The 17,129-nt window shown below is 62.8% G+C and carries 15 protein-coding genes and 1 tRNA gene; 4 read left to right on the top strand and 12 right to left on the bottom strand.

Annotated features, from left to right (window positions below; genetic code table 11):
• Positions 1-38: 38 nt before the first annotated feature.
• The 4 genes from ACGYLD_RS02830 to ACGYLD_RS02815 are packed head-to-tail and all read right to left on the bottom strand — an operon-like array spanning position 39 to position 4,283.
• Positions 39-1,247, bottom strand: coding sequence for a beta-ketoacyl-[acyl-carrier-protein] synthase family protein (locus ACGYLD_RS02830; protein ID WP_394401056.1), 1,209 nt, complete (start codon positions 1,245-1,247; stop codon positions 39-41).
• A gap of 3 nt (positions 1,248-1,250) precedes the next feature.
• Positions 1,251-1,508, bottom strand: coding sequence for an acyl carrier protein (locus ACGYLD_RS02825; protein WP_394401053.1), 258 nt, complete (start codon positions 1,506-1,508; stop codon positions 1,251-1,253).
• 32 nt (positions 1,509-1,540) lie between these two features.
• The gene (gene lpxD, locus ACGYLD_RS02820; protein WP_394401050.1) at positions 1,541-2,632 is read right to left on the bottom strand and encodes a UDP-3-O-(3-hydroxymyristoyl)glucosamine N-acyltransferase; all 1,092 of its coding nucleotides are present in this window, start codon (positions 2,630-2,632) and stop codon (positions 1,541-1,543) included.
• A 34-nt stretch (positions 2,633-2,666) separates the two neighbouring features.
• Positions 2,667-4,283 (bottom strand): murein L,D-transpeptidase, encoded by a 1,617-nt coding sequence (locus tag ACGYLD_RS02815; protein WP_271691319.1) that lies wholly within the window; start codon positions 4,281-4,283, stop codon positions 2,667-2,669.
• A gap of 331 nt (positions 4,284-4,614) precedes the next feature.
• Here ACGYLD_RS02815 and ACGYLD_RS02810 point away from each other — a divergent pair, with 331 nt between their 5' ends.
• From ACGYLD_RS02810 to ACGYLD_RS02795, 4 genes are all read left to right on the top strand, one after another.
• The gene (locus tag ACGYLD_RS02810; RefSeq protein WP_067267369.1) at positions 4,615-5,184 is read left to right on the top strand and encodes a DUF882 domain-containing protein; all 570 of its coding nucleotides are present in this window, start codon (positions 4,615-4,617) and stop codon (positions 5,182-5,184) included.
• Positions 5,185-5,231: 47 nt separating this feature from the next.
• The gene (locus ACGYLD_RS02805; protein ID WP_394401047.1) at positions 5,232-6,959 is read left to right on the top strand and encodes an FAD/NAD(P)-binding protein; all 1,728 of its coding nucleotides are present in this window, start codon (positions 5,232-5,234) and stop codon (positions 6,957-6,959) included.
• Between the two features lie 111 nt (positions 6,960-7,070).
• Positions 7,071-7,667, top strand: a complete 597-nt coding sequence (locus ACGYLD_RS02800) for a L,D-transpeptidase (protein ID WP_394401045.1) — start codon at positions 7,071-7,073, stop codon at positions 7,665-7,667.
• 436 nt (positions 7,668-8,103) lie between these two features.
• Positions 8,104-8,394, top strand: coding sequence for a hypothetical protein (locus ACGYLD_RS02795; RefSeq protein WP_271687259.1), 291 nt, complete (start codon positions 8,104-8,106; stop codon positions 8,392-8,394).
• Positions 8,395-8,506: 112 nt separating this feature from the next.
• Here ACGYLD_RS02795 and ACGYLD_RS02790 read toward each other — a convergent pair.
• The 8 genes from ACGYLD_RS02790 to ACGYLD_RS02755 all read right to left on the bottom strand — a co-directional run bounded on the left by ACGYLD_RS02790 (position 8,507) and on the right by ACGYLD_RS02755 (position 17,101).
• Positions 8,507-8,596 (bottom strand) — tRNA-Ser (locus tag ACGYLD_RS02790).
• Positions 8,597-8,668: 72 nt separating this feature from the next.
• Positions 8,669-9,391: an alanyl-tRNA editing protein gene (locus tag ACGYLD_RS02785; RefSeq protein WP_271691323.1), complete on the bottom strand. Its 723-nt coding sequence runs from the start codon at positions 9,389-9,391 to the stop codon at positions 8,669-8,671.
• Positions 9,388-11,748, bottom strand: coding sequence for a DUF3772 domain-containing protein (locus ACGYLD_RS02780; RefSeq protein WP_394401042.1), 2,361 nt, complete (start codon positions 11,746-11,748; stop codon positions 9,388-9,390). The genes ACGYLD_RS02785 and ACGYLD_RS02780 overlap by 4 nt, the downstream gene beginning before the upstream one ends.
• The gene (locus ACGYLD_RS02775) at positions 11,745-12,779 is read right to left on the bottom strand and encodes a cysteine synthase A (protein ID WP_394401039.1); all 1,035 of its coding nucleotides are present in this window, start codon (positions 12,777-12,779) and stop codon (positions 11,745-11,747) included. The genes ACGYLD_RS02780 and ACGYLD_RS02775 overlap by 4 nt, the downstream gene beginning before the upstream one ends.
• Positions 12,780-12,792: 13 nt before the next feature.
• Positions 12,793-13,926, bottom strand: coding sequence for an NUDIX domain-containing protein (locus tag ACGYLD_RS02770; RefSeq protein ID WP_394401036.1), 1,134 nt, complete (start codon positions 13,924-13,926; stop codon positions 12,793-12,795).
• 5 nt (positions 13,927-13,931) lie between these two features.
• The gene (locus tag ACGYLD_RS02765; RefSeq protein ID WP_067266699.1) at positions 13,932-14,372 is read right to left on the bottom strand and encodes a TrgA family protein; all 441 of its coding nucleotides are present in this window, start codon (positions 14,370-14,372) and stop codon (positions 13,932-13,934) included.
• A gap of 36 nt (positions 14,373-14,408) precedes the next feature.
• Complete coding sequence (locus ACGYLD_RS02760) at positions 14,409-15,620, bottom strand: cyclopropane-fatty-acyl-phospholipid synthase family protein (RefSeq protein WP_271687253.1); 1,212 nt, start codon at positions 15,618-15,620, stop codon at positions 14,409-14,411.
• A 59-nt stretch (positions 15,621-15,679) separates the two neighbouring features.
• The gene (locus ACGYLD_RS02755) at positions 15,680-17,101 is read right to left on the bottom strand and encodes a cryptochrome/photolyase family protein (protein WP_394401033.1); all 1,422 of its coding nucleotides are present in this window, start codon (positions 17,099-17,101) and stop codon (positions 15,680-15,682) included.
• Positions 17,102-17,129: the final 28 nt, after the last annotated feature.

The raw sequence follows: 17,129 nt of genomic DNA, 5'->3' as shown, positions 1-17,129 counted from the left end.
CGACCTCGGGGGCGGCATTTTTTATGGCCGCGCGTCGCTTAGGCGCGGCGCAGTGCCAGCACGGCGTTCATCCCGCCAAAGGCGAAAGCATTGCTGAGCGCCACATCGACCTGCGCCTCGCGCGCCTCATTCGGCACCACGTCGAGCGCGCATTCCGGGTCGGGTTCCTCATAGCCGATGGTCGGGGCAATCACCCCGTCCCGCAGCGCCATGATACAGGCCAGCAGCTCAACTGCGCCGGTGCCGCCGATGACATGCCCGTGCATCGACTTGGTGGAAGAGATCATCAACCGGTCCGCATGAGTGCCAAACACATTCGCCACCGCCGCACATTCGGTCTTGTCGTTCGCCGCCGTTCCGGTGCCATGCGCGTTGATATAGCCGACTTCTTCGCGGTTGATCCCCGCATCGGCCAGTGCGCCCTGCATCGCCCGCGCGGCACCGGCCTTGGAGGGCATGACGATATCGCTGGCATCTGAGGTCATGGCGAACCCCGAGACTTCGCAGAGGATCTCGGCTCCCCTCGCGCACGCGTGTTCATAGTCTTCAAAGACAAAGACACCCGCGCCCTCGCCCTGCACCATTCCGTTGCGATTGGCCGAGAACGGGCGGCAGGCATCGCGGCTCATCACGCGCAGCCCTTCCCAAGCCTTCACCCCACCAAAGCAGAGCATGGATTCCGATCCGCCCGTCACCATCACCGGGCTCATGCCAGAGCGGACCATGGCAAAGGCCTGCGCCATGGCATGGTTCGACGAGGCACAGGCGGTGGAGACGGTGAAAGACGGCCCGCGCAGGTTCCATTCCATGCTGACATGGCTGGCGGCGGCGTTGTTCATCAGCTTGGGCACCACGAAGGGATGCACCCGGTTTTTGCCCTCTTCGTAGACCGCGCGGTAATTGTCGTCCCATGTCGAAACACCGCCCCCCGCCGTGCCAAGCACAACCCCTGCGCGGGCGGCCAACTCATCGGTGAAGGTCAGGCCCGATTGTTCGATCGCCTCGCGGGCGGCGGTGAGGGTGAATTGCGTGAACCGATCATAAAGCGCGATTTGCTGGCGGTTGTAGCGGCCCTCGGCCTCGAACCCGCGCACCTGACCGCCGATGCGGATGGCCAGCCGCTCCACATCCCGGAACTCCAGCGGACCGATGCCACATTTGCCCTCGCGCATGGCCGCCAGCGTTTCGGGCATCGACAGGCCCAGAGCGTTGATCGTGCCCGCGCCGGTGATGACAACGCGCCGCATCGCTCAGCTCTGTTCGGCTTGCAGCCGTTCCACCCCGGCGACGATGCTGCGCACGGTCGAGATGTCGAAATCGCTTTCGCTGGGGCTGTTGGCGTTGAAAGGCACGCTGATGTCGAATGTCTCTTCAATCGCAAAGATGCATTCCACGACCCCCATGCTGTCGATCCCGAGGTCTTCGAGCGTGCAGTCGAGCGTGACATCCTCCGGCTCTATCATGGCCTGTTCGGCGAGGATGTTAATGACCTGATCCTGAGTGCTCATGCGGCGTCCCCCAACATATGTCCGCGGCAGGTTTAGTCAGCCTTGTCGCCTTTGGAAACCACCTTTTGCAAGGCCGCGACATCACGCAGCAACTTGGGCAAACGGCGCAGCGCTTTGTAGATTTCGGTCTGCTTGCTCATCTGTGTGGCGGGGTAGCCCAGCATCGTGCGTCCCTCGGGCACGTTGGACAGCACGATCGTCCCGCCCCCTGCGATCACCCGGTCCCCAATCGTGATATTGTCCGCCAGACCGACCTGCCCGCCCAGCACCACATTGTCGCCCACGCGGGTCGAGCCGCCAACGCCCGCCTGCCCGCAGAGCAGGCAGTTTTTGCCAATCACCGCGTTGTGGCCGATATGCACGAGGTTGTCGATTTTCGTGCCGTCGCCGACCTGCGTGTCGCGAATGGTGCCGTTGTCGATGGTAGAGCCCATGCCCATTTCGACATCCGCACCGATGGTCACGGCGCCGAGCGAATGGATACGGGTCCAAGGCTGCGGGGCGGCATCACCCTGATAGCCCAGCGTTTGCCGCGCGCTTTCCACGGTGGACAGCTCAGCCGTCACGAAAGAGAAACCGTCGCCGCCCAAGCGCACGCCCGACTGCGCGATGAAACCCGATCCAATGGTGATCCGCGCGCCGATGCTGACATGTTCGCGCAGAAAACAGCCATCGCCCAATGTCGCATCCACGCCGACAAAACACAGCGGCCCGATGACGCTGCCCGCGCCGATCCGCGCCCCGGCAGAGATCACCGCCAAGGGGCCGACCGAGACGCCTTCGCCCAGCACGGCCTCGGGGTCGATCACGGCAGTGGGGTGGATGCCCGGCTTGAACCCCTGCCCCTTGTCGAGCATCCGCGTCACGCCGGAAAGCGCGTAGCGCGGGCGGTTGGGCAGGATCGCGGCCTTGAGGCCCAGAGCGCGCCAGTCGGCCCCTTCCCAAAGCATCGCCACTTCGGCGGCGCCATCGGAAAGGCTTCTGGCATAGCGTGGGTCCATCGCCAGCGCCATTTCGCCCGATTTGGCGCTGGCGGGTTCCGCGACGCCGCTTACCTTGAGTTCGATGTCACCCTCGGCGCTGGCGCCGACGGCTTTGGCGATTTGCTGAACACTATAGGTCATTTCGGGCGGCCCTTACTTGTTGCGCGCCCGAGAGTTACCCCTGAACGCCGCGCAAGGCCACCCCCGCCTTGGAGAGTGCGTTCCAGATCAGCGCATCCCGGCCATATACGTCATCGCGATATTCGGTATGGCCGCGGGCGTTGGTCACGGCGGTGCGGTAAATCAGATGCACCGGCACCTGCTCTTCGAGGACGACGCGCGTCTCGCGTCCGCTGCGCAGAATGGCCTGAAACTCACCTTCCGGGTCTGCTGATTGCGGGGCCAGCAGCGCATAGGCGAATTCAAAGGGCTCGGCCAGACGCACGCAGCCATGGCTGAAGGCACGCACGTCGCGGGCAAACAGGCTCTTGGCCGGGGTGTCATGCAGGTAGATGTTGTATTTGTTGGGGAACATGAACTTCACCAGACCCAAAGCATTGGTCTTGCTGGGCGGTTGGCGCATGGAGAAGGGGAAGGTCCGCGCGGTGTAGCGGCTAAAGTTGACCGCGCCGCGGTTCACCTTGCGGCCCCGGCTGTCGGTAATCTCGATATGGCCCACGGCATAGGGGTTGCGTTTGAGCTGCGGCAGGTATTCCCCAGTGACGATCGACCGCGGCACATACCAGCTGGGATTGACCACCATATGCTCCATCACGTCCGAGAATTCGGGCGTTGGACGGTCCTCGCGCGCGGCCCCCACGACCGATCGGGTTTGGAAGGTGATCTTGCCATCGTCGATGATCTTGGCCGAGAAATCGGGGATGTTCACAAGGATATGGCGTTTGCCGCGGTCGGTGTTGAACCAACGCTCACGCTCAAGTGCGACCATGACCGATTGCAGCCGCTGCTCGACGCCAATGTTAATCTGTTTCATCGTGGCCGGACCGGCGACGCCATCGGTGTTCAGCCCGTGGGCCTCTTGGAACTGGCGCACGGCTTCGGTCAGGCTGGCGTCATAGCCCATGGCGTTGGACCGCTTCAGAAAGCCCATGGCGATCAGACGGTTGCGCAGGGCAATCACGTCATTTCCGGTATCACCCGGCTCAAGCTTGCCCGCAGGCACCGAGGGGCCCCAGCCGCCCTGCGACAGCAGTTTTTCCATCGCGATCTTCTCTTTCAGCAGCGCATTATACTCAAGGCTGCGCGGCGGCAGGGCGCGGAAATAAGCGGCAGGCGTGGATTTGGGCAGGTCTTGCAGATAGGTCTTGCGGTCACGGTATGGAATTTCGCGCACGATCTGGCTGATGATCCGTTTGGGGATCAGCACACCGGTCTGCACGTCGCGGGCATAGCGCAGGAACACGCGGCTCAACTCCACCTCGGCGAATCCCCGGTCGCGCGGGGTCTTGGCTGTGCGCAGCATTTCCAAGACGGCATCGGGGTTGTAGCGGGTGACCGGCAGGCCATGATCATCCGCCGTGGTGATCGCCCGCATCAGTTCCGACCGGCGCGCACGGTGCTCTTCGGCGGCCCCGGTCCAGATGGCGGTATAATCGTTCTCACGGTAGAAGGCGGCGATGTCATCGTCTTGGGCAGCAGCTTCGGCGACGGCTTGTTTGAAGGCGGTGACCTGCGCCGTGGCAGGCGCGGCAAGGACCAGTGCCGAAATCAACAGGGCAAACCCTGCGATAAATTTGGACAGTTGCCGTGAAAAAGTCGCGCTGAAACCCATGTCGTACCCCGTGAATATACCATTGCCGCCGCGCGACCCTATTGCCTGCCCGGTTTGCCAATAATACTACGCGCAAGTCCATTCAAATTTCCGTTCGCAGGAAAAACGCGTGATGGCCTGTGCGGATTGCGCATCGGTTGCCCCTGCAAACCTTGGGTTTTTTAAACGCATTGCGCAAAAACTTGCCTAAATTTGAACCACTCGGGAACCATTCCGATTCAGCCCTTGGTCAGGTTTTCCCGCTATGCAATAACAATGTTGCATCTGGGGATGAGATGAATGGCCCATGTAACATCTTGGGTAACTTAGGCAGACGACGGGACAGAGACACATGACAGGCAAAAGCTCCTCGGGGATGACCCGGCGCGCCCTTCTCGGCGCATTCGCAGCAACCACCGTTGCAGCAGCTCCCACCTTCTCGAACGCGGCAGGCTTTCTACGGGGCGCAGGCGACATTCGCCGCATCCGCATGTATTCGGGCCGCACCGGTGAGCGGTTGGACATGATCTATTGGATCGAAGGCCACTATATCAAAGACGCCTTTGCCGAAATCAATCATTTCATGCGCGACTGGCGGACCGACGATGTCATCAACATGGACCTGCGCACCATCGATATCATGGCCGCGTCGCATAATCTGCTGGATGTGAACGAGCCCTATATGCTCCTCTCCGGCTACCGCAGCCCGAAAACCAACGCGATGCTGCGCTCCCGTTCCAGCGGTGTGGCCAAGAATTCGCTGCACCTCAAGGGTCAGGCCGCTGACCTGCGCCTCGCCTCGCGCTCGGTGCATCAGGTGGCGCGCGCGGCGATGGCTTGTCGCGGTGGCGGTGTCGGGCGCTACTCCGGCTCGAACTTCACCCATATGGACTGCGGCACAGTGCGCAGCTGGGGCGGCTGATCGCAGCCTCTCGGGCGGGATGAGTGAATTGTTAAGGGCGCCTTCGGGTGCCTTTTTTGTTGCCCGATTTTGTCGCCGGTGGGCTTTCGCTGGCGGTGGTACGGCTCTACGGTCGCGCCAAACACATGCCGGGGAAAGAGATGCAGATAAAGGCGGCGCGCATTGCGGTGATCGGTTTCGGGCCGCGCGGCCTTGGCGCGTTGGAGGCTCTGTCGCAACGGCTTACGGGGACCGAAGGGCGGATACAGATCGACCTTTATGAACCCGGCCCCCATCCCGGCGCGGGTCCGAACTTCGCCCCCTCGGAGCCCACCTATTGTCTGCTTAACATCCCAAACCGAGATATCGCGATCCGCCCGCCGAAGGGGTCGCGGGTCGGACATTTCGCGGAGTGGCAAGACCGCGCCGTAGATCCCGACAGTTTCCCCTCCCGCGCTGAAATGGGCCGCTACCTTATGGCGCGGCGGGACGATCTTTTTGCCCGGGGTTTTACGAAAACTGGCGTGACTTGCAGGGTGATCCCCGCCGCTGTGGCCCGCATCTCGCCCGAGGGGGCAGGCTGGCGTGTGCAATCGGAAAGCGGGTCGGAGGCGCTATATGACGAAGTGCTCCTCACCCTCGGGCAGCCCCCTGTCGAGCCGGACGCGCAGTGGGCCGATTGGGAAGAGCACGCGGCGCGGCGCGAGGCGGAAGTCGCGCAGGCCTATCCGGCTGCAGATCTGCGCCCGAGGGCGGCGGCATGGCGGGGCAAGCACGTCGCGATTCGGGGCTTGGGGCTGTCGACCTATGACGTGTTGCGCGGTCTGACCATGGCACAGGGCGGGCGTTTCGACGCGGCGGGCTATCATGCCTCGGGCCGGGAGCCCTGCCGCATTCTGCCCTTCTCGCTCAACGGGCACCCCCCCTTCCCCAAGCCACAGGATGCCGCTTTCGACGCGCTGTTCGATCCCACATCGGAAGAGACCACGGGCTTCTCAAAAGCCGCCACCGCTGCGATCAATGCGGCACCCGAGGAGGCGCCTTCGTTGATCTCTGACGCCCTCCTGCCCGTGGTTGCGCGTATCCTTGCACCTCAGAATGTGGGGGCGGCGGAAATCGCGAACTGGCTCAAGGTGGAATGGTCAGACCCCGGCACGCAGGACCAGTTGCCCCCAATGGAGGCGCTGCGCCATGGGATAGACTTGGCCACCGGAGAGGTCGCGCCGAGTATTGGCTACACGCTCGGGCAGGTTTGGCGCAAATGGCAGGACGCATGGCGCGCGGCCTTCAACCCGGGCAAGGCGTCGCCCCAGACAGCCAAGCGGCTGATAGACTTCGATGAGGGGCTGAAACGATATTCCTACGGCCCACCCCTCGCCTCCGCTCGGGAGCTTTTGGCCCTGATCGACGCAGGGCTGGTCGACCTGTCCTTCGCCACCGATCCAGAGATCACGAATAGCGCGCAAGGCTGGACATTGCAGGCGGAGGGGCACGCGGCGGAGGTGTCGGTCATCGTCGACGCGGTGCTGCCTGCGCCGAACCTCTCGGTCATCGCAGCACCGCCCCTGCCCGATCTCATCTCCCAAGGTTTGGTCTCCTCGCTGTCATCCGATCTGGCCGCAGCGACCGCGCCTGACGGGACGCTGCGCGCCCCTGACGGACGCCCCGTGCCCGGCCTTTGCCTGCTGGGGCGGCTGGCGCTCGGCAGCGTGACGGCGGTGGATTCCCTGCACGATTGCTTTGGCCAATCCGCCGACCGTTGGGCGCAGGGCGTGATCGACAGGCTGTCGGTTTGACACGCTGCCGCTTGGCTACAACAGTTTGTGATCCGGCCCGCGCGATGGAACGGCAAGGCGCTGAAACGGTTTCCCTTTCAACACGAGATTGAAGAATAGGGGAACGACGCAATGAAGAGACGACATTTCATCACCGGTGTAGTCGCCAGCGGTGCCGCATTCGGCGGTGTCCTTGCCACGCCCGCACTGGCGCACCCGCCCAAGGAAATGCCGAGCTATGACGTGCCGCCAGAGATGATGCCGCGCAAAGTGCCGATCGCGGCAGGCGCGCCGCCCTATGAAATCCACGTCGATCCCGACAATTTCGCACTCTACTGGACACTGCCCGACAATATGGCGTGGCGCTATACCGTGGGCGTGGGCCGCCCTGGTCTCTACGAATCCGGTGAGTTCTACGTCGGTGCCAAGAAGGAATGGCCGAGCTGGACCCCGACCCCAGGTATGATTGACCGCGAACCGGAGAAATACAAGAAATACGCCGATGGTATGGAAGGCGGTTTGGACAATCCGCTGGGGTCGCGTGCCCTCTATCTCTTCACGGAAGAGCGCGGCGATACCTTCTTGCGCATCCATGGCACCAATGACCCCAGCACATTGGGCAAACGCGTCTCGAACGGCTGTGCCCGTCTGGTGAACGATCAGATGGCCGAGCTCTATAACCGCGTGCCGATGAACACCCGCGTGGTGCTTTACGAACCCATCGGCTGAGTTTTCTTTCGGCCACATCAAGTAGCCCGGAGCGGAGAATATCCGCTTCGGGCTTTTTTGTGCCTCTCGGTCGACCAGTAGGATTGAAACATTTCACACGGGCCAAAGAGGTTTGCCTGCGGTGGCGGCACACACGTTTCTGCGACGACTGTGTAACAGGTCTTGAACGCTTTTCGCGGGACCGACTAGCGTCATGGGCCTCGGCCCACGGCGCAGGGATAACCTATTAATAACGGTATCTTATGCGGATATGTCAATTTGTTACGATCTGATCGCGCCGGGTCTCGCTCTAACACTGGGCCGTGATCCGAGTTGCTTTGTAACCGCCCCTCACTGCGCCTTAATATCATTGTATCGAACGGGCCTCCCGACCTCCCCGCCTCTCCCCAGAGCGAGAAAGCCGACGCCCTTTCCCAAACCTGAAAGGACTAGAACAATGAAACTCTTTATCGCAACCGCCGCCGCCACTCTGATCGCCACCGCGAGCTTCGCAGGCCAGTCGACACGCTACGAAGACCTGCGCTTGGACACGTCTGTCACGGCTGATGTCGTCCATGCCGCGGATGCCGGTGAAACCCGCCCTAATGAGCGCGCCGCTGACCTGCGGTTGGAAACATTCTCGGACGAGAGTGCGCCGGTCGCCACCTTCTCGACCAGCGGCCCCGTGAGCAGCTTGGGCGAAGGTTTCGCCTATGGTGGTTATGGCGCGGGCAACGACTCCCGCTAAATTGTCTTAGGTAGACCCGAGAGGCCCGGCCCGAAAGGTGCCGGGCTTTTTTCTTGCAGGCGGAGCCGCATGGCCCGATGGGCAACAACTTCTTTCTGCAAAAAAGGGAAAATGGCGGAGCGACAGGGATTCGAACCCTGGAGACGGTCTCCCGCCTACACACTTTCCAGGCGTGCGCCTTCGACCACTCGGCCACCGCTCCGTTGAGGCGGGGTTTAGCTTGGGGGGGCAGTGAGTTGCAAGAGCGAATTCCCCCCAGAGAGGATAAATTTATCTAACCGCCCAGATGAACATAGACACGGCGGTTCAAACGGCCCTTTTTCTCAATCTTTCCAAGGCGAAGCGCGCCGATCTCGCCCGTGCGCGCGACATGGGTGCCGCCACAGGGCTGTAGATCGATGGGGTCCTGCGCCTCTCCGATGCGGATCAGGCGAATGTCCCCCCGTCCGCGCGGCGGGGCGACGGACATGGTTTTGATAAGTTCAGGCGCGGCGTCCAATTCGGCTTCGGTGATCCAGTCCTCGCTCACCCGCGCATCGAGGGAGACGAAGTGGTTCAGCGCCTCCTCCAGTTCCTCGCGGTTCTGCGGCGCATCGGGCATGTTGAAATCAAGGCGCCCGTGGGTGGCCGAAATCTGTCCCCCCGTCACCGGATGGGGGATCACGACCGACAGAAGGTGCAGCGCCGTATGAACGCGCATGTGCTTGTGGCGGCGGTCCCAGTCGAGCTCCTGTTTCACGAAAGCGCCCACCGGCGGCAAGGGACGCGGCTCTGCCGGGACCAGCGCGATGCCGCCGCTGTCGCGGTCGCGCACCGTAGTTGCAATGGTAAGCTCTTGCTTGTCCCAGGTCAGCCACCCGCTGTCGCCCGGCTGGCCGCCGCCCGTGGGGTAGAACAGGGAATTGTCCAAGATCACCCCACCTTCGGGCGTATGGGCCGCCACGCGGGCCGGGGCGTCGCGCAGGTAGGTCTCGGTCCGGTACAGCTCGCCCGTCATGCCTGCGGCTCCGGCTTTGCGTCATCTTCTATTTTCGGTGCTTCGGCCTTCAACGTCTCAGGGTTGCGCAGCCATAGGTCGCGTTGGGCAAAGGGAATTTCGATTCCTTCTTCTTTGAAACGCGCGGCGATGGCGTGGTTGATGTCATTCTTGACCTTCATCATCCAGTTCACGTCCCGCAGATAGCAACGCACCTCGAACTCCAACGCATCGGCCCCGAAGTTCAAGAACAAGACCGCGGGCGGCGGGTTGGTCAGCACGATGGGCTGCGCCTCGGCAATCTCTTGCAGGATGCCTTCGATCCGTTTGGTATCGGTGCCGTAAGCCACGCCCACGGGTACGATGAGGCGGCCCACGGTATTGCCGCGGGTGTAGTTGGTGACCGTGCCGCTGATCAGATCGGCGTTGGGCACGATCACATCGGTGCGGTCGAAGGTCTCGATCCTTGTGGAACGCACCGAGATGTCGCGCACATAGCCCATCTGGCCACCCACCTCGATCCAATCCCCTTCGGAGATCGGACGTTCGATCAACAGGATGATGCCGGAGACGAAGTTCGACACCACGTTTTGCAGGCCGAAACCGATACCGACCGAGAGTGCCCCGGCAACATAGGCCAGCGCAGAAAGGTCGATCCCCGCCCCGGTGATGGCGAGCAGCGCGGCGAGGAAAATCCCGACATAGCCGATCCCCGAGACGATGGCGTTCTGCCCGCCGATGTCCATCCGCGTCTTGGGCAGGACGTTGCTGCGCAGCGCGCCTTGGATCAGACGGGTGGCGGCATAGCCGATCACGAAGATCACCGCGAAGGAGAGGAAATCCGTGGGACGGATCCGCGTCTCGCCAAAGGCGAAGCCGCGGCTGAACAGCGCCCAAAGCTCAGTCAGGTCGGTGACCCGCGCGCCCCATGCCAGCGCCATCACAGGCAGCGACAGCAGCAGCAGGATCAGGCCAAAGAAGACGGGCATCAGCGCGTCGCGCGCCTGCACCCCCTGCCCGGTCATGGCACCGTAAACATCGGCCAAGAAGCGTTGCAGCGTCATCACCAGCCCCAGAAGCACCAGCGTGGTGACATAGGGCGGCAGCAGCGAGACGGCGGCGTTGTAATAGCCGCTGATCAGCAGGAGGGGCGCGACCACGGCCACGATCATCGCGCCCAAGCCCAGCCCGCGCACGACGCGGTTCAATGTCGAGGTCCGCGGCTCTTCGGCGGCGGAGATATCTTCTATCACCGGATCGCTGTAACCGCGCAGAATCTTCCCGATGCGGAACAGGGCAAAGGCGCTCAGCAGCATCACCGGCAGGCGCAGCACGGCCTCGGTGGTTTCCGCCGGTTGCTGGCCGTCGAAAATGGCGGTGATGATGGCGCCAATGATGACGGTGACGGTGATGATGCTGACGTAGAAACGAACCGCTTTGCGCTCAGCCGCGGGCAGCAGGATCAGCGCCTCGTCCTCATCGCGAGAGAACACCCGTTCGGCGACCCAGCGAACACCCAGCATCGCGCCGCCGATCACCGGGATCAGCTGCACAAGGGTCGAGCCGCGCGGCCCCAGCCAGTCGGTCGCCAAGACGGCCATGGCCAGCAAGACCAGACCGACGGTGGGCAGGATGATCCGCAAGAGCGATACGACGAAGCGCCAAATGCCAAAGCCGCGCGCGCCGAATTGCTGGAGCCGTCCCACAATCGCGGTCGACCAATGGTGGCCGCGGAAGATCAGCACCAAGCCCAGAATGGTGAGGGCCAGAACCGCAGGGAGAGAGGCGCGCAGGCTGCGCCGTGCCGTGTCGGCATCGTCAGGCGCTTCGGCGGCGATCTCACCCGCCGCTGTCGCCAGATCGTCTATCGCGCTGCGCCAATGGACGGGGTTGAGCGGCGTGGGCACCACCTCCATCAACTGCTCGGTCTGGCGTTCGCGTAAGGCAACGTCGATCTGCCCGATGAGCGCATCGGCGCGCAGATATGCCGCTTCGGCCCGCTGAACCGGGGTCAGAAGGGTGTTGAGCTGTCGGTTCAACTCTTCACGGTTGGCGGCGACTTCGGGGGATTCCGGCTCGGCTCCCTCGCCCTCCGGCGGGGTTCCAAGCGCGGCCAATTGTTCGCGCAGCGCGCTGATCCGCGCCGCGTTCAGATTGCGCGCCGCATCGAATTCGGCGCGGTAATCCACCAGCCGGGCGCGCTGCACCTCCAGCATGGTTTCGGTGGTATCGGGCGCGTCAATCGCCTCTTCAGCCGAAGAGGCGACGGTTTCCCATTGGTCGAAATCCGGCAAAGCCGGTTCCTGTGCGACAGCAGCGCCGGTCAGCCAGACCAGCAGCGCGGTAAGGCCGAGGGCGAAGCGGAGCATTTGGGTCATGTATCCTCGAAAACACCTGGGATGGATTGCGGTGCGGCATCAAGCCAACCGGGCGTCGGCAGCCCCTTCTCGCGCAGAAACTCCGGGTTGAAGAGTTTGGATTGATAGCGCGTGCCGAAGTCGCACAACACGGTCACGATGGTATGGCCCGGCCCCATCTCTTTCGCCAGACGCATGGCCCCGGCGACGTTGACGCCCGAGGAGGCACCAAGGCAGAGCCCCTCATTCTCCAGCAGGTCAAAGACCACCGGCAGCGCCTCTTCGTCTGAGATGTTGTAGGAATAGTCGGGCTTGAACCCTTCGAGGTTTGCGGTAATCCGCCCCTGCCCGATGCCTTCGGCGATGGAGCTGCCTTCGGATTTCAACTCGCCTTCGGTATAGTAGCTGTGCAGCGCCGCGCCATCGGGATCGGCCAGTGCGATTTTGACGCCCTTGGGTTGCAGCGCCATGGCCACACCAACGAGCGTCCCGCCCGAGCCGACCGCGCAGCAAAAGCCATCGACCTTGCCGCCGGTCTGTTCCCAAATCTCGGGGCCGGTGGTTTCGATATGTGCTTGCCGGTTGGCGGTATTGTCGAACTGGTTGGCCCAGATCACCCCCTCGGGCGTGGTCTTGGCCAATTCCTTGGCCAAACGCTCGGAATAGCGGACGAAGTTATTGGGGTTTTTGTAGGGTGCGGCGGGCACCTGCACCAGTTCCGCACCGGCCAGCCGCAGCATGTCTTTCTTTTCCTGCGACTGGGTCTCAGGGATGACGATGACGGTCTTGAACCCCATCGACGCGCCTACCAGCGCAAGCCCGATGCCGGTGTTGCCCGCGGTGCCCTCAACAATGGTGCCGCCGGGCTTCAACTCACCCCGTGCGATGGCGTCGCGGATGATGAACAGCGCGGCGCGGTCCTTGACCGACTGGCCGGGGTTCATGAACTCCGCTTTGCCCAAGATTTCGCAGCCGGTCTCTTCGCTCGCGCCGCGGAGCCGGATCAGCGGTGTGTTTCCAATGGCCTCGGCCAGATCTTTAGCAACCTGCATGTTTGCCCCCAGTTCATGTTCCGTCCGGTTTAGCTGTCGCGCCTTCGGACCTCAAGCGTTCGCGGTGGCGGGCCAGCCAATAGGCGCTTGCCACCAATGGCGCATTGGCCAGCGCCTGCGCATCGGCCAAGGCCATCAGATCATCGAATGACATCAGATGCGACCGGATATCCTCGCCCTCCGCAGCCAAACCGCCGGTGCCGATGATATGATCCGGCAAATCCGCCAATCCCACGAAAATGTGAAAGAATTCCGTCGCATTCCCGGGGGAGGCATAGACGTTTCCGACCGGCTCCAAGGCGCCCACGGTGATGCCCGCCTCTTCCTGCGCTTCACGCCGGGCGGCGGCCTGCGGTGTCTCGCCGGGGTCGATATGGCCTGCGATGGGCTCCAACTGCCAGCGGGTATGATCGCCGCGCGCCAGCGGGCCCATGCGGATTTGCTCGACCAGCAGCACGCGGTCGCGCAGCGGGTCATAGGGCAGCACCAAAGCTGCATCCGCGCTGACAAAGACCGCGCGGTCGATCTGCGCCGACATGCTGCCGTCAAATGTCTCATGTCGCAGCGAGATTTCATCAAGGGCGAAGAAGTTCGCGTAAACGCGGCGTCGGTCGGTCACCTCGACCTTGCCATCGAGCGCCAGCGGATCATGCATGCCCTGTGTCGCCAGCACCTGCTGATGGGCTCGGCGGCGGATCATCGGGAACATCGCATCGACCTCGGCCCGCGGGCGCTTGCCCATATAGCTCATCACTTCGCGCGCGGCGTGGCAGGAAAGCGCGGCCCAATCACGCTCCCACTCGGGCAAGGACCATGGCCCCTGCGCGGTCCAGCGCCCGGGCTGGGGCAGATAGACCTCAGCCCCCTGCCCGTCTGCCAGTGTCACCGGCACCAAATCATAGTCGAACGCGCCTTCATAGAAATCGAGCCGCGCGAAATCATCCGCGCTCAGGCCCCGCACCAGCAAGCCCTCGGCCTGCGCGCCATCGCGCGTCTCAATCGTGGGAAACGGGCCTTCGGCGGCGGCAGAGACTTGGTAGCCGGACAGATTGGCGGGGCTGAGATCAATCGCCTCGGCGGAGCGGCCAAGCACGATTTCCAACAGCGGCAGATGCCGCAGAGTGCCGTAGATAAAGAGATGTCGCATGGTGATCAGGGCCAACGGTTATAAGCAAATTCGGTCAAAAGCCCTGCGATCATGCCGCCGACGACAAGTGCCACGCCGATGGGCACGGTGGCGATCATTAGGCCGAATTCCGCGCCGATCTGGAACACGGCGACGATGGCCTCGAAGGGATCGTCATAGCGGTTGCGCAACGCCAGCCGAACCATTTCATTCGCCGCCTGCAAAAAGATCGCCCAGAGCATCAGCACGAAGACACCGGCAAAACCGTTGTTGATCGCAGCCACGATGCCCCGGCCCGCGCGCCGGCCCATCACGCGCCAGCCCACGATGAGGCCCAGCACCACGTTAAGCGGCAGGAAATACCCGAAATCCGTGCTTTCCGGCATCAAGGGCACGACCATGCCCGACAGGACAAAGGCCAGCACGGCGAGTGAGATCGCTGCCATAAGTCGTGCACCAGTCGGCATTTTTCGGCTCCTTGCGGCATTGGACCGCAGGGGCGGTCACACAGGTCGCCGTACCGTAATCTGCGTCACGTCGCAATTGCCACTGTCAAATGTCGCGGCACAGGAAGTGAGGTAAAAATTCCACATCCGGCGAAAGCGTTCGTCAAAGCCTAGCGCGGTGATCTGATCCCATTTCTCGTTAAAGGTCTCATGCCAACGGCGCAGGGTGATGTCATAGCTTTTGCCAAATTCGATCGACCGGTCGACGACCAGCCCTGCCCGCTCTACCTGCTCCCGCAGGATCGTGGGGCTGGGCAACATGCCGCCGGGGAAGATGTATTTTTGGATGAAATCCACTCCGCGTTTATAGACCTCCCAACGGCGGTCAGCGACGGTGATGATCTGCAAGGTCGCGGCGCGGCCCGGTTTCAGACGTTGGTGCAGCGTGTCGAAATAGACCGGCCAGTATTTCTCGCCCACCGCCTCGAACATCTCGATGCTGGCGATGCCATCATAGCTCTCGGTCTCGTCGCGGTAGTCTTGCAGTTTGAAGGTCACGCGGTCCGAGAGGCCCGCCTTGGCGATCCGCTCCTGCGCGTAGTTGAACTGCTCTTGGCTGATGGTCAGCGCGGTCACTTTCAGCCCGCGTTCGGCGGCGGCATATTCCGCAAAACCGCCCCAGCCGCAGCCGATTTCCAAGACATGATCGCCGGGCTGCACGCCCATCTGATCGACCATGGATTTGTATTTCGCCCGCTGCGCTGCCTCCAGCGATTGCTGGGCGTCGCCCTCGAAAATGGCCGAAGAATAGGTCATCGTATCGTCCAGCCATAGGCTATAGAACGCATTGCCCAGATCGTAGTGATAGCTGATGTTGCGCTTGGCCTGTTTGCGGTTGTTGCGCTGAAGCCAGAAGCGGAACTTCTCGAACTGACGCAGCAGCCCTTGGCCGGGGAAACCGTCATAGACCGTCTCATTCCCCGCATGAACCAAATCCATGAAGGCTTGCAGGTCCGGCGTCGACCACCACTCATCCAGATAGGCGTCGCAAAAGCCTAGGTCCCCCTCGCGGATCAACCGGGCAAAGAGATCATCGTTATGGATATGCAGTTCTGCCACCGGGCCGGGCTTGGCCCCTTCGGCGCGGAACACGCGGCCATCGGGCAGGACAAAGTCCACCCGCCCGTGCTGCATCTCCTGCGCCATGGCGAAGACCTGCGGGAAATAGCGCGGCAGACCTTTCTGCCCCTCGGTGGTCGTAAGCTTCATACCTCGGTTCCGTTCTTGTTCTGGCCTACTGTAACCGCAGACTGCTGTTTCGCAAAAAGTTAAAAGTCGCGGTTGCGATAGGCGTCGAGCGCCCGTTCCCGCCCCTCTGACAGATCGACGATCGGATCGGGGTAATCATCCTCTGGGCTTAGGCCCCAGCGGCGTGGGACCGCGTCGAAATAGGCCAGCGCCTCGTCATTCGGTTTCGCGCGGCCCTCGGCGATCCAACGGCGGGTGTAGTCGCGCCCCTTGTCGAACCGATCAAGCTGGGTCTCAGGGTTGAAAATGCGAAAGAACGGCGTCGCATCGGGGCCAGAGCCTGCGGCCCATTGCCAGCCCATCGCATTATTGGCCGGGTCCCAGTCGATCAGGTGTTCTTCGAACCACTTTTGCCCGATCCGCCAGTGGCACATCAAATGTTTCGTCAGATAGCTCGCCACGATCATGCGGCCCCGGTTGTGCATGCGCCCCGTGACCTGCAACTCGCGCATGGCCGCATCGACGAATGGCACCCCGGTGCGCCCCTGTTTCCACGCCAGCACCTCGGCGCGGCGCTCGTCCTCATTCCACGGGAAAGCCTGCCATTCCTCGCGCCAGTTTTGGTCAAGTATGCGCGGCGTGTGATACATCAGGTGATAGGCAAACTCGCGCCAGGCGAGTTCCTTGAGGAAGGTCTCAGCCCCGCGCTTGCCCTCCTGCATCGCCCGCTGGCCCGCGTGCCAGCACTGGGCCGGGCTGATCTCACCCAATGACAGGTTTTCTGACAAGGCCGAGGTGCCATCCTCGCCCGGCATGTCGCGGCTTTCGTCGTAGCCTTCGACGATATGGGCCATGAATGAGCCAAGCCGGGCCTGTGCCGCAGCCTCCCCCAGACGGATATAGGGGCGCACTACGTCGCGCCCGCGCTGCATCTCGGCGTCCATTTGCCAATCGTCGAGCGCGGCGCTCTCGGGCCAGTTTGGCGGGGCTGGGATGTCGCTCGGGGTGGCCAAGGGGGCCGCCACATCGCGGCCCCGGACCCCCTTCCAATAGGGGGTGAAGACTTTGTAAAAGCCGCCGGTCTTGGTCTCAACCGTCCAAGGCTCGAACATCAGATGCCCGGCAAAGCTACAGGCTTCGACCCCATCGTCCTTCAGCGCCTCTTTGACCTTGGCGTCGCGGTCGATCGCGGCGGGATCGTAAAGGCGGCTCCAATAGACTGCCCCCGCGCCGGTGGCTTCAATCACCTCGCGCAGCACCTCAAGCGCATCGCCACGGCGCAGGATCAGGCGGCTGCCCTTCTCGGCCAAAGTCTCCCCAAGGCAGCCCAAGGCCAGCCCGAGGCGGAATTTCGGCGCCGCGCCCAAAGCCTCTGATTGTGCGTCGCAGATGAACAGCGGGATGACCGGGCGGCCCGACTGGCAGGCCGCCGTCAGGGCAGGATGGTCGCTCAGCCGCAGATCGCGGCGGAACCACATGATAATCGGGGAATTGTCGCTCACGTTCGGGGTCTTGCTCCTACACTTGTCC

It is taken from the genome of Sulfitobacter sp. 1A12056 (assembly GCF_043558125.1).
In the GTDB taxonomy this organism is placed as follows: Bacteria; Pseudomonadota; Alphaproteobacteria; order Rhodobacterales; family Rhodobacteraceae; genus Sulfitobacter; species Sulfitobacter faviae.
This window is presented reverse-complemented; position numbering and strand designations above follow the sequence as displayed.

Coding starts and splice junctions, on each gene's coding strand:
- ACGYLD_RS02830 (WP_394401056.1), bottom strand. CDS start 1,247: ATGCGGCGCGTTGTCATCACCGGCGCGGGCACGATCAACGCTCTGGGC.
- ACGYLD_RS02825 (WP_394401053.1), bottom strand. CDS start 1,508: ATGAGCACTCAGGATCAGGTCATTAACATCCTCGCCGAACAGGCCATG.
- lpxD (WP_394401050.1), bottom strand. CDS start 2,632: ATGACCTATAGTGTTCAGCAAATCGCCAAAGCCGTCGGCGCCAGCGCC.
- ACGYLD_RS02815 (WP_271691319.1), bottom strand. CDS start 4,283: ATGGGTTTCAGCGCGACTTTTTCACGGCAACTGTCCAAATTTATCGCA.
- ACGYLD_RS02810 (WP_067267369.1), top strand. CDS start 4,615: ATGACAGGCAAAAGCTCCTCGGGGATGACCCGGCGCGCCCTTCTCGGC.
- ACGYLD_RS02800 (WP_394401045.1), top strand. CDS start 7,071: ATGAAGAGACGACATTTCATCACCGGTGTAGTCGCCAGCGGTGCCGCA.
- ACGYLD_RS02795 (WP_271687259.1), top strand. CDS start 8,104: ATGAAACTCTTTATCGCAACCGCCGCCGCCACTCTGATCGCCACCGCG.
- ACGYLD_RS02785 (WP_271691323.1), bottom strand. CDS start 9,391: ATGACGGGCGAGCTGTACCGGACCGAGACCTACCTGCGCGACGCCCCG.
- ACGYLD_RS02780 (WP_394401042.1), bottom strand. CDS start 11,748: ATGACCCAAATGCTCCGCTTCGCCCTCGGCCTTACCGCGCTGCTGGTC.
- ACGYLD_RS02775 (WP_394401039.1), bottom strand. CDS start 12,779: ATGCAGGTTGCTAAAGATCTGGCCGAGGCCATTGGAAACACACCGCTG.
- ACGYLD_RS02770 (WP_394401036.1), bottom strand. CDS start 13,926: ATGCGACATCTCTTTATCTACGGCACTCTGCGGCATCTGCCGCTGTTG.
- ACGYLD_RS02765 (WP_067266699.1), bottom strand. CDS start 14,372: ATGCCGACTGGTGCACGACTTATGGCAGCGATCTCACTCGCCGTGCTG.
- ACGYLD_RS02760 (WP_271687253.1), bottom strand. CDS start 15,620: ATGAAGCTTACGACCACCGAGGGGCAGAAAGGTCTGCCGCGCTATTTC.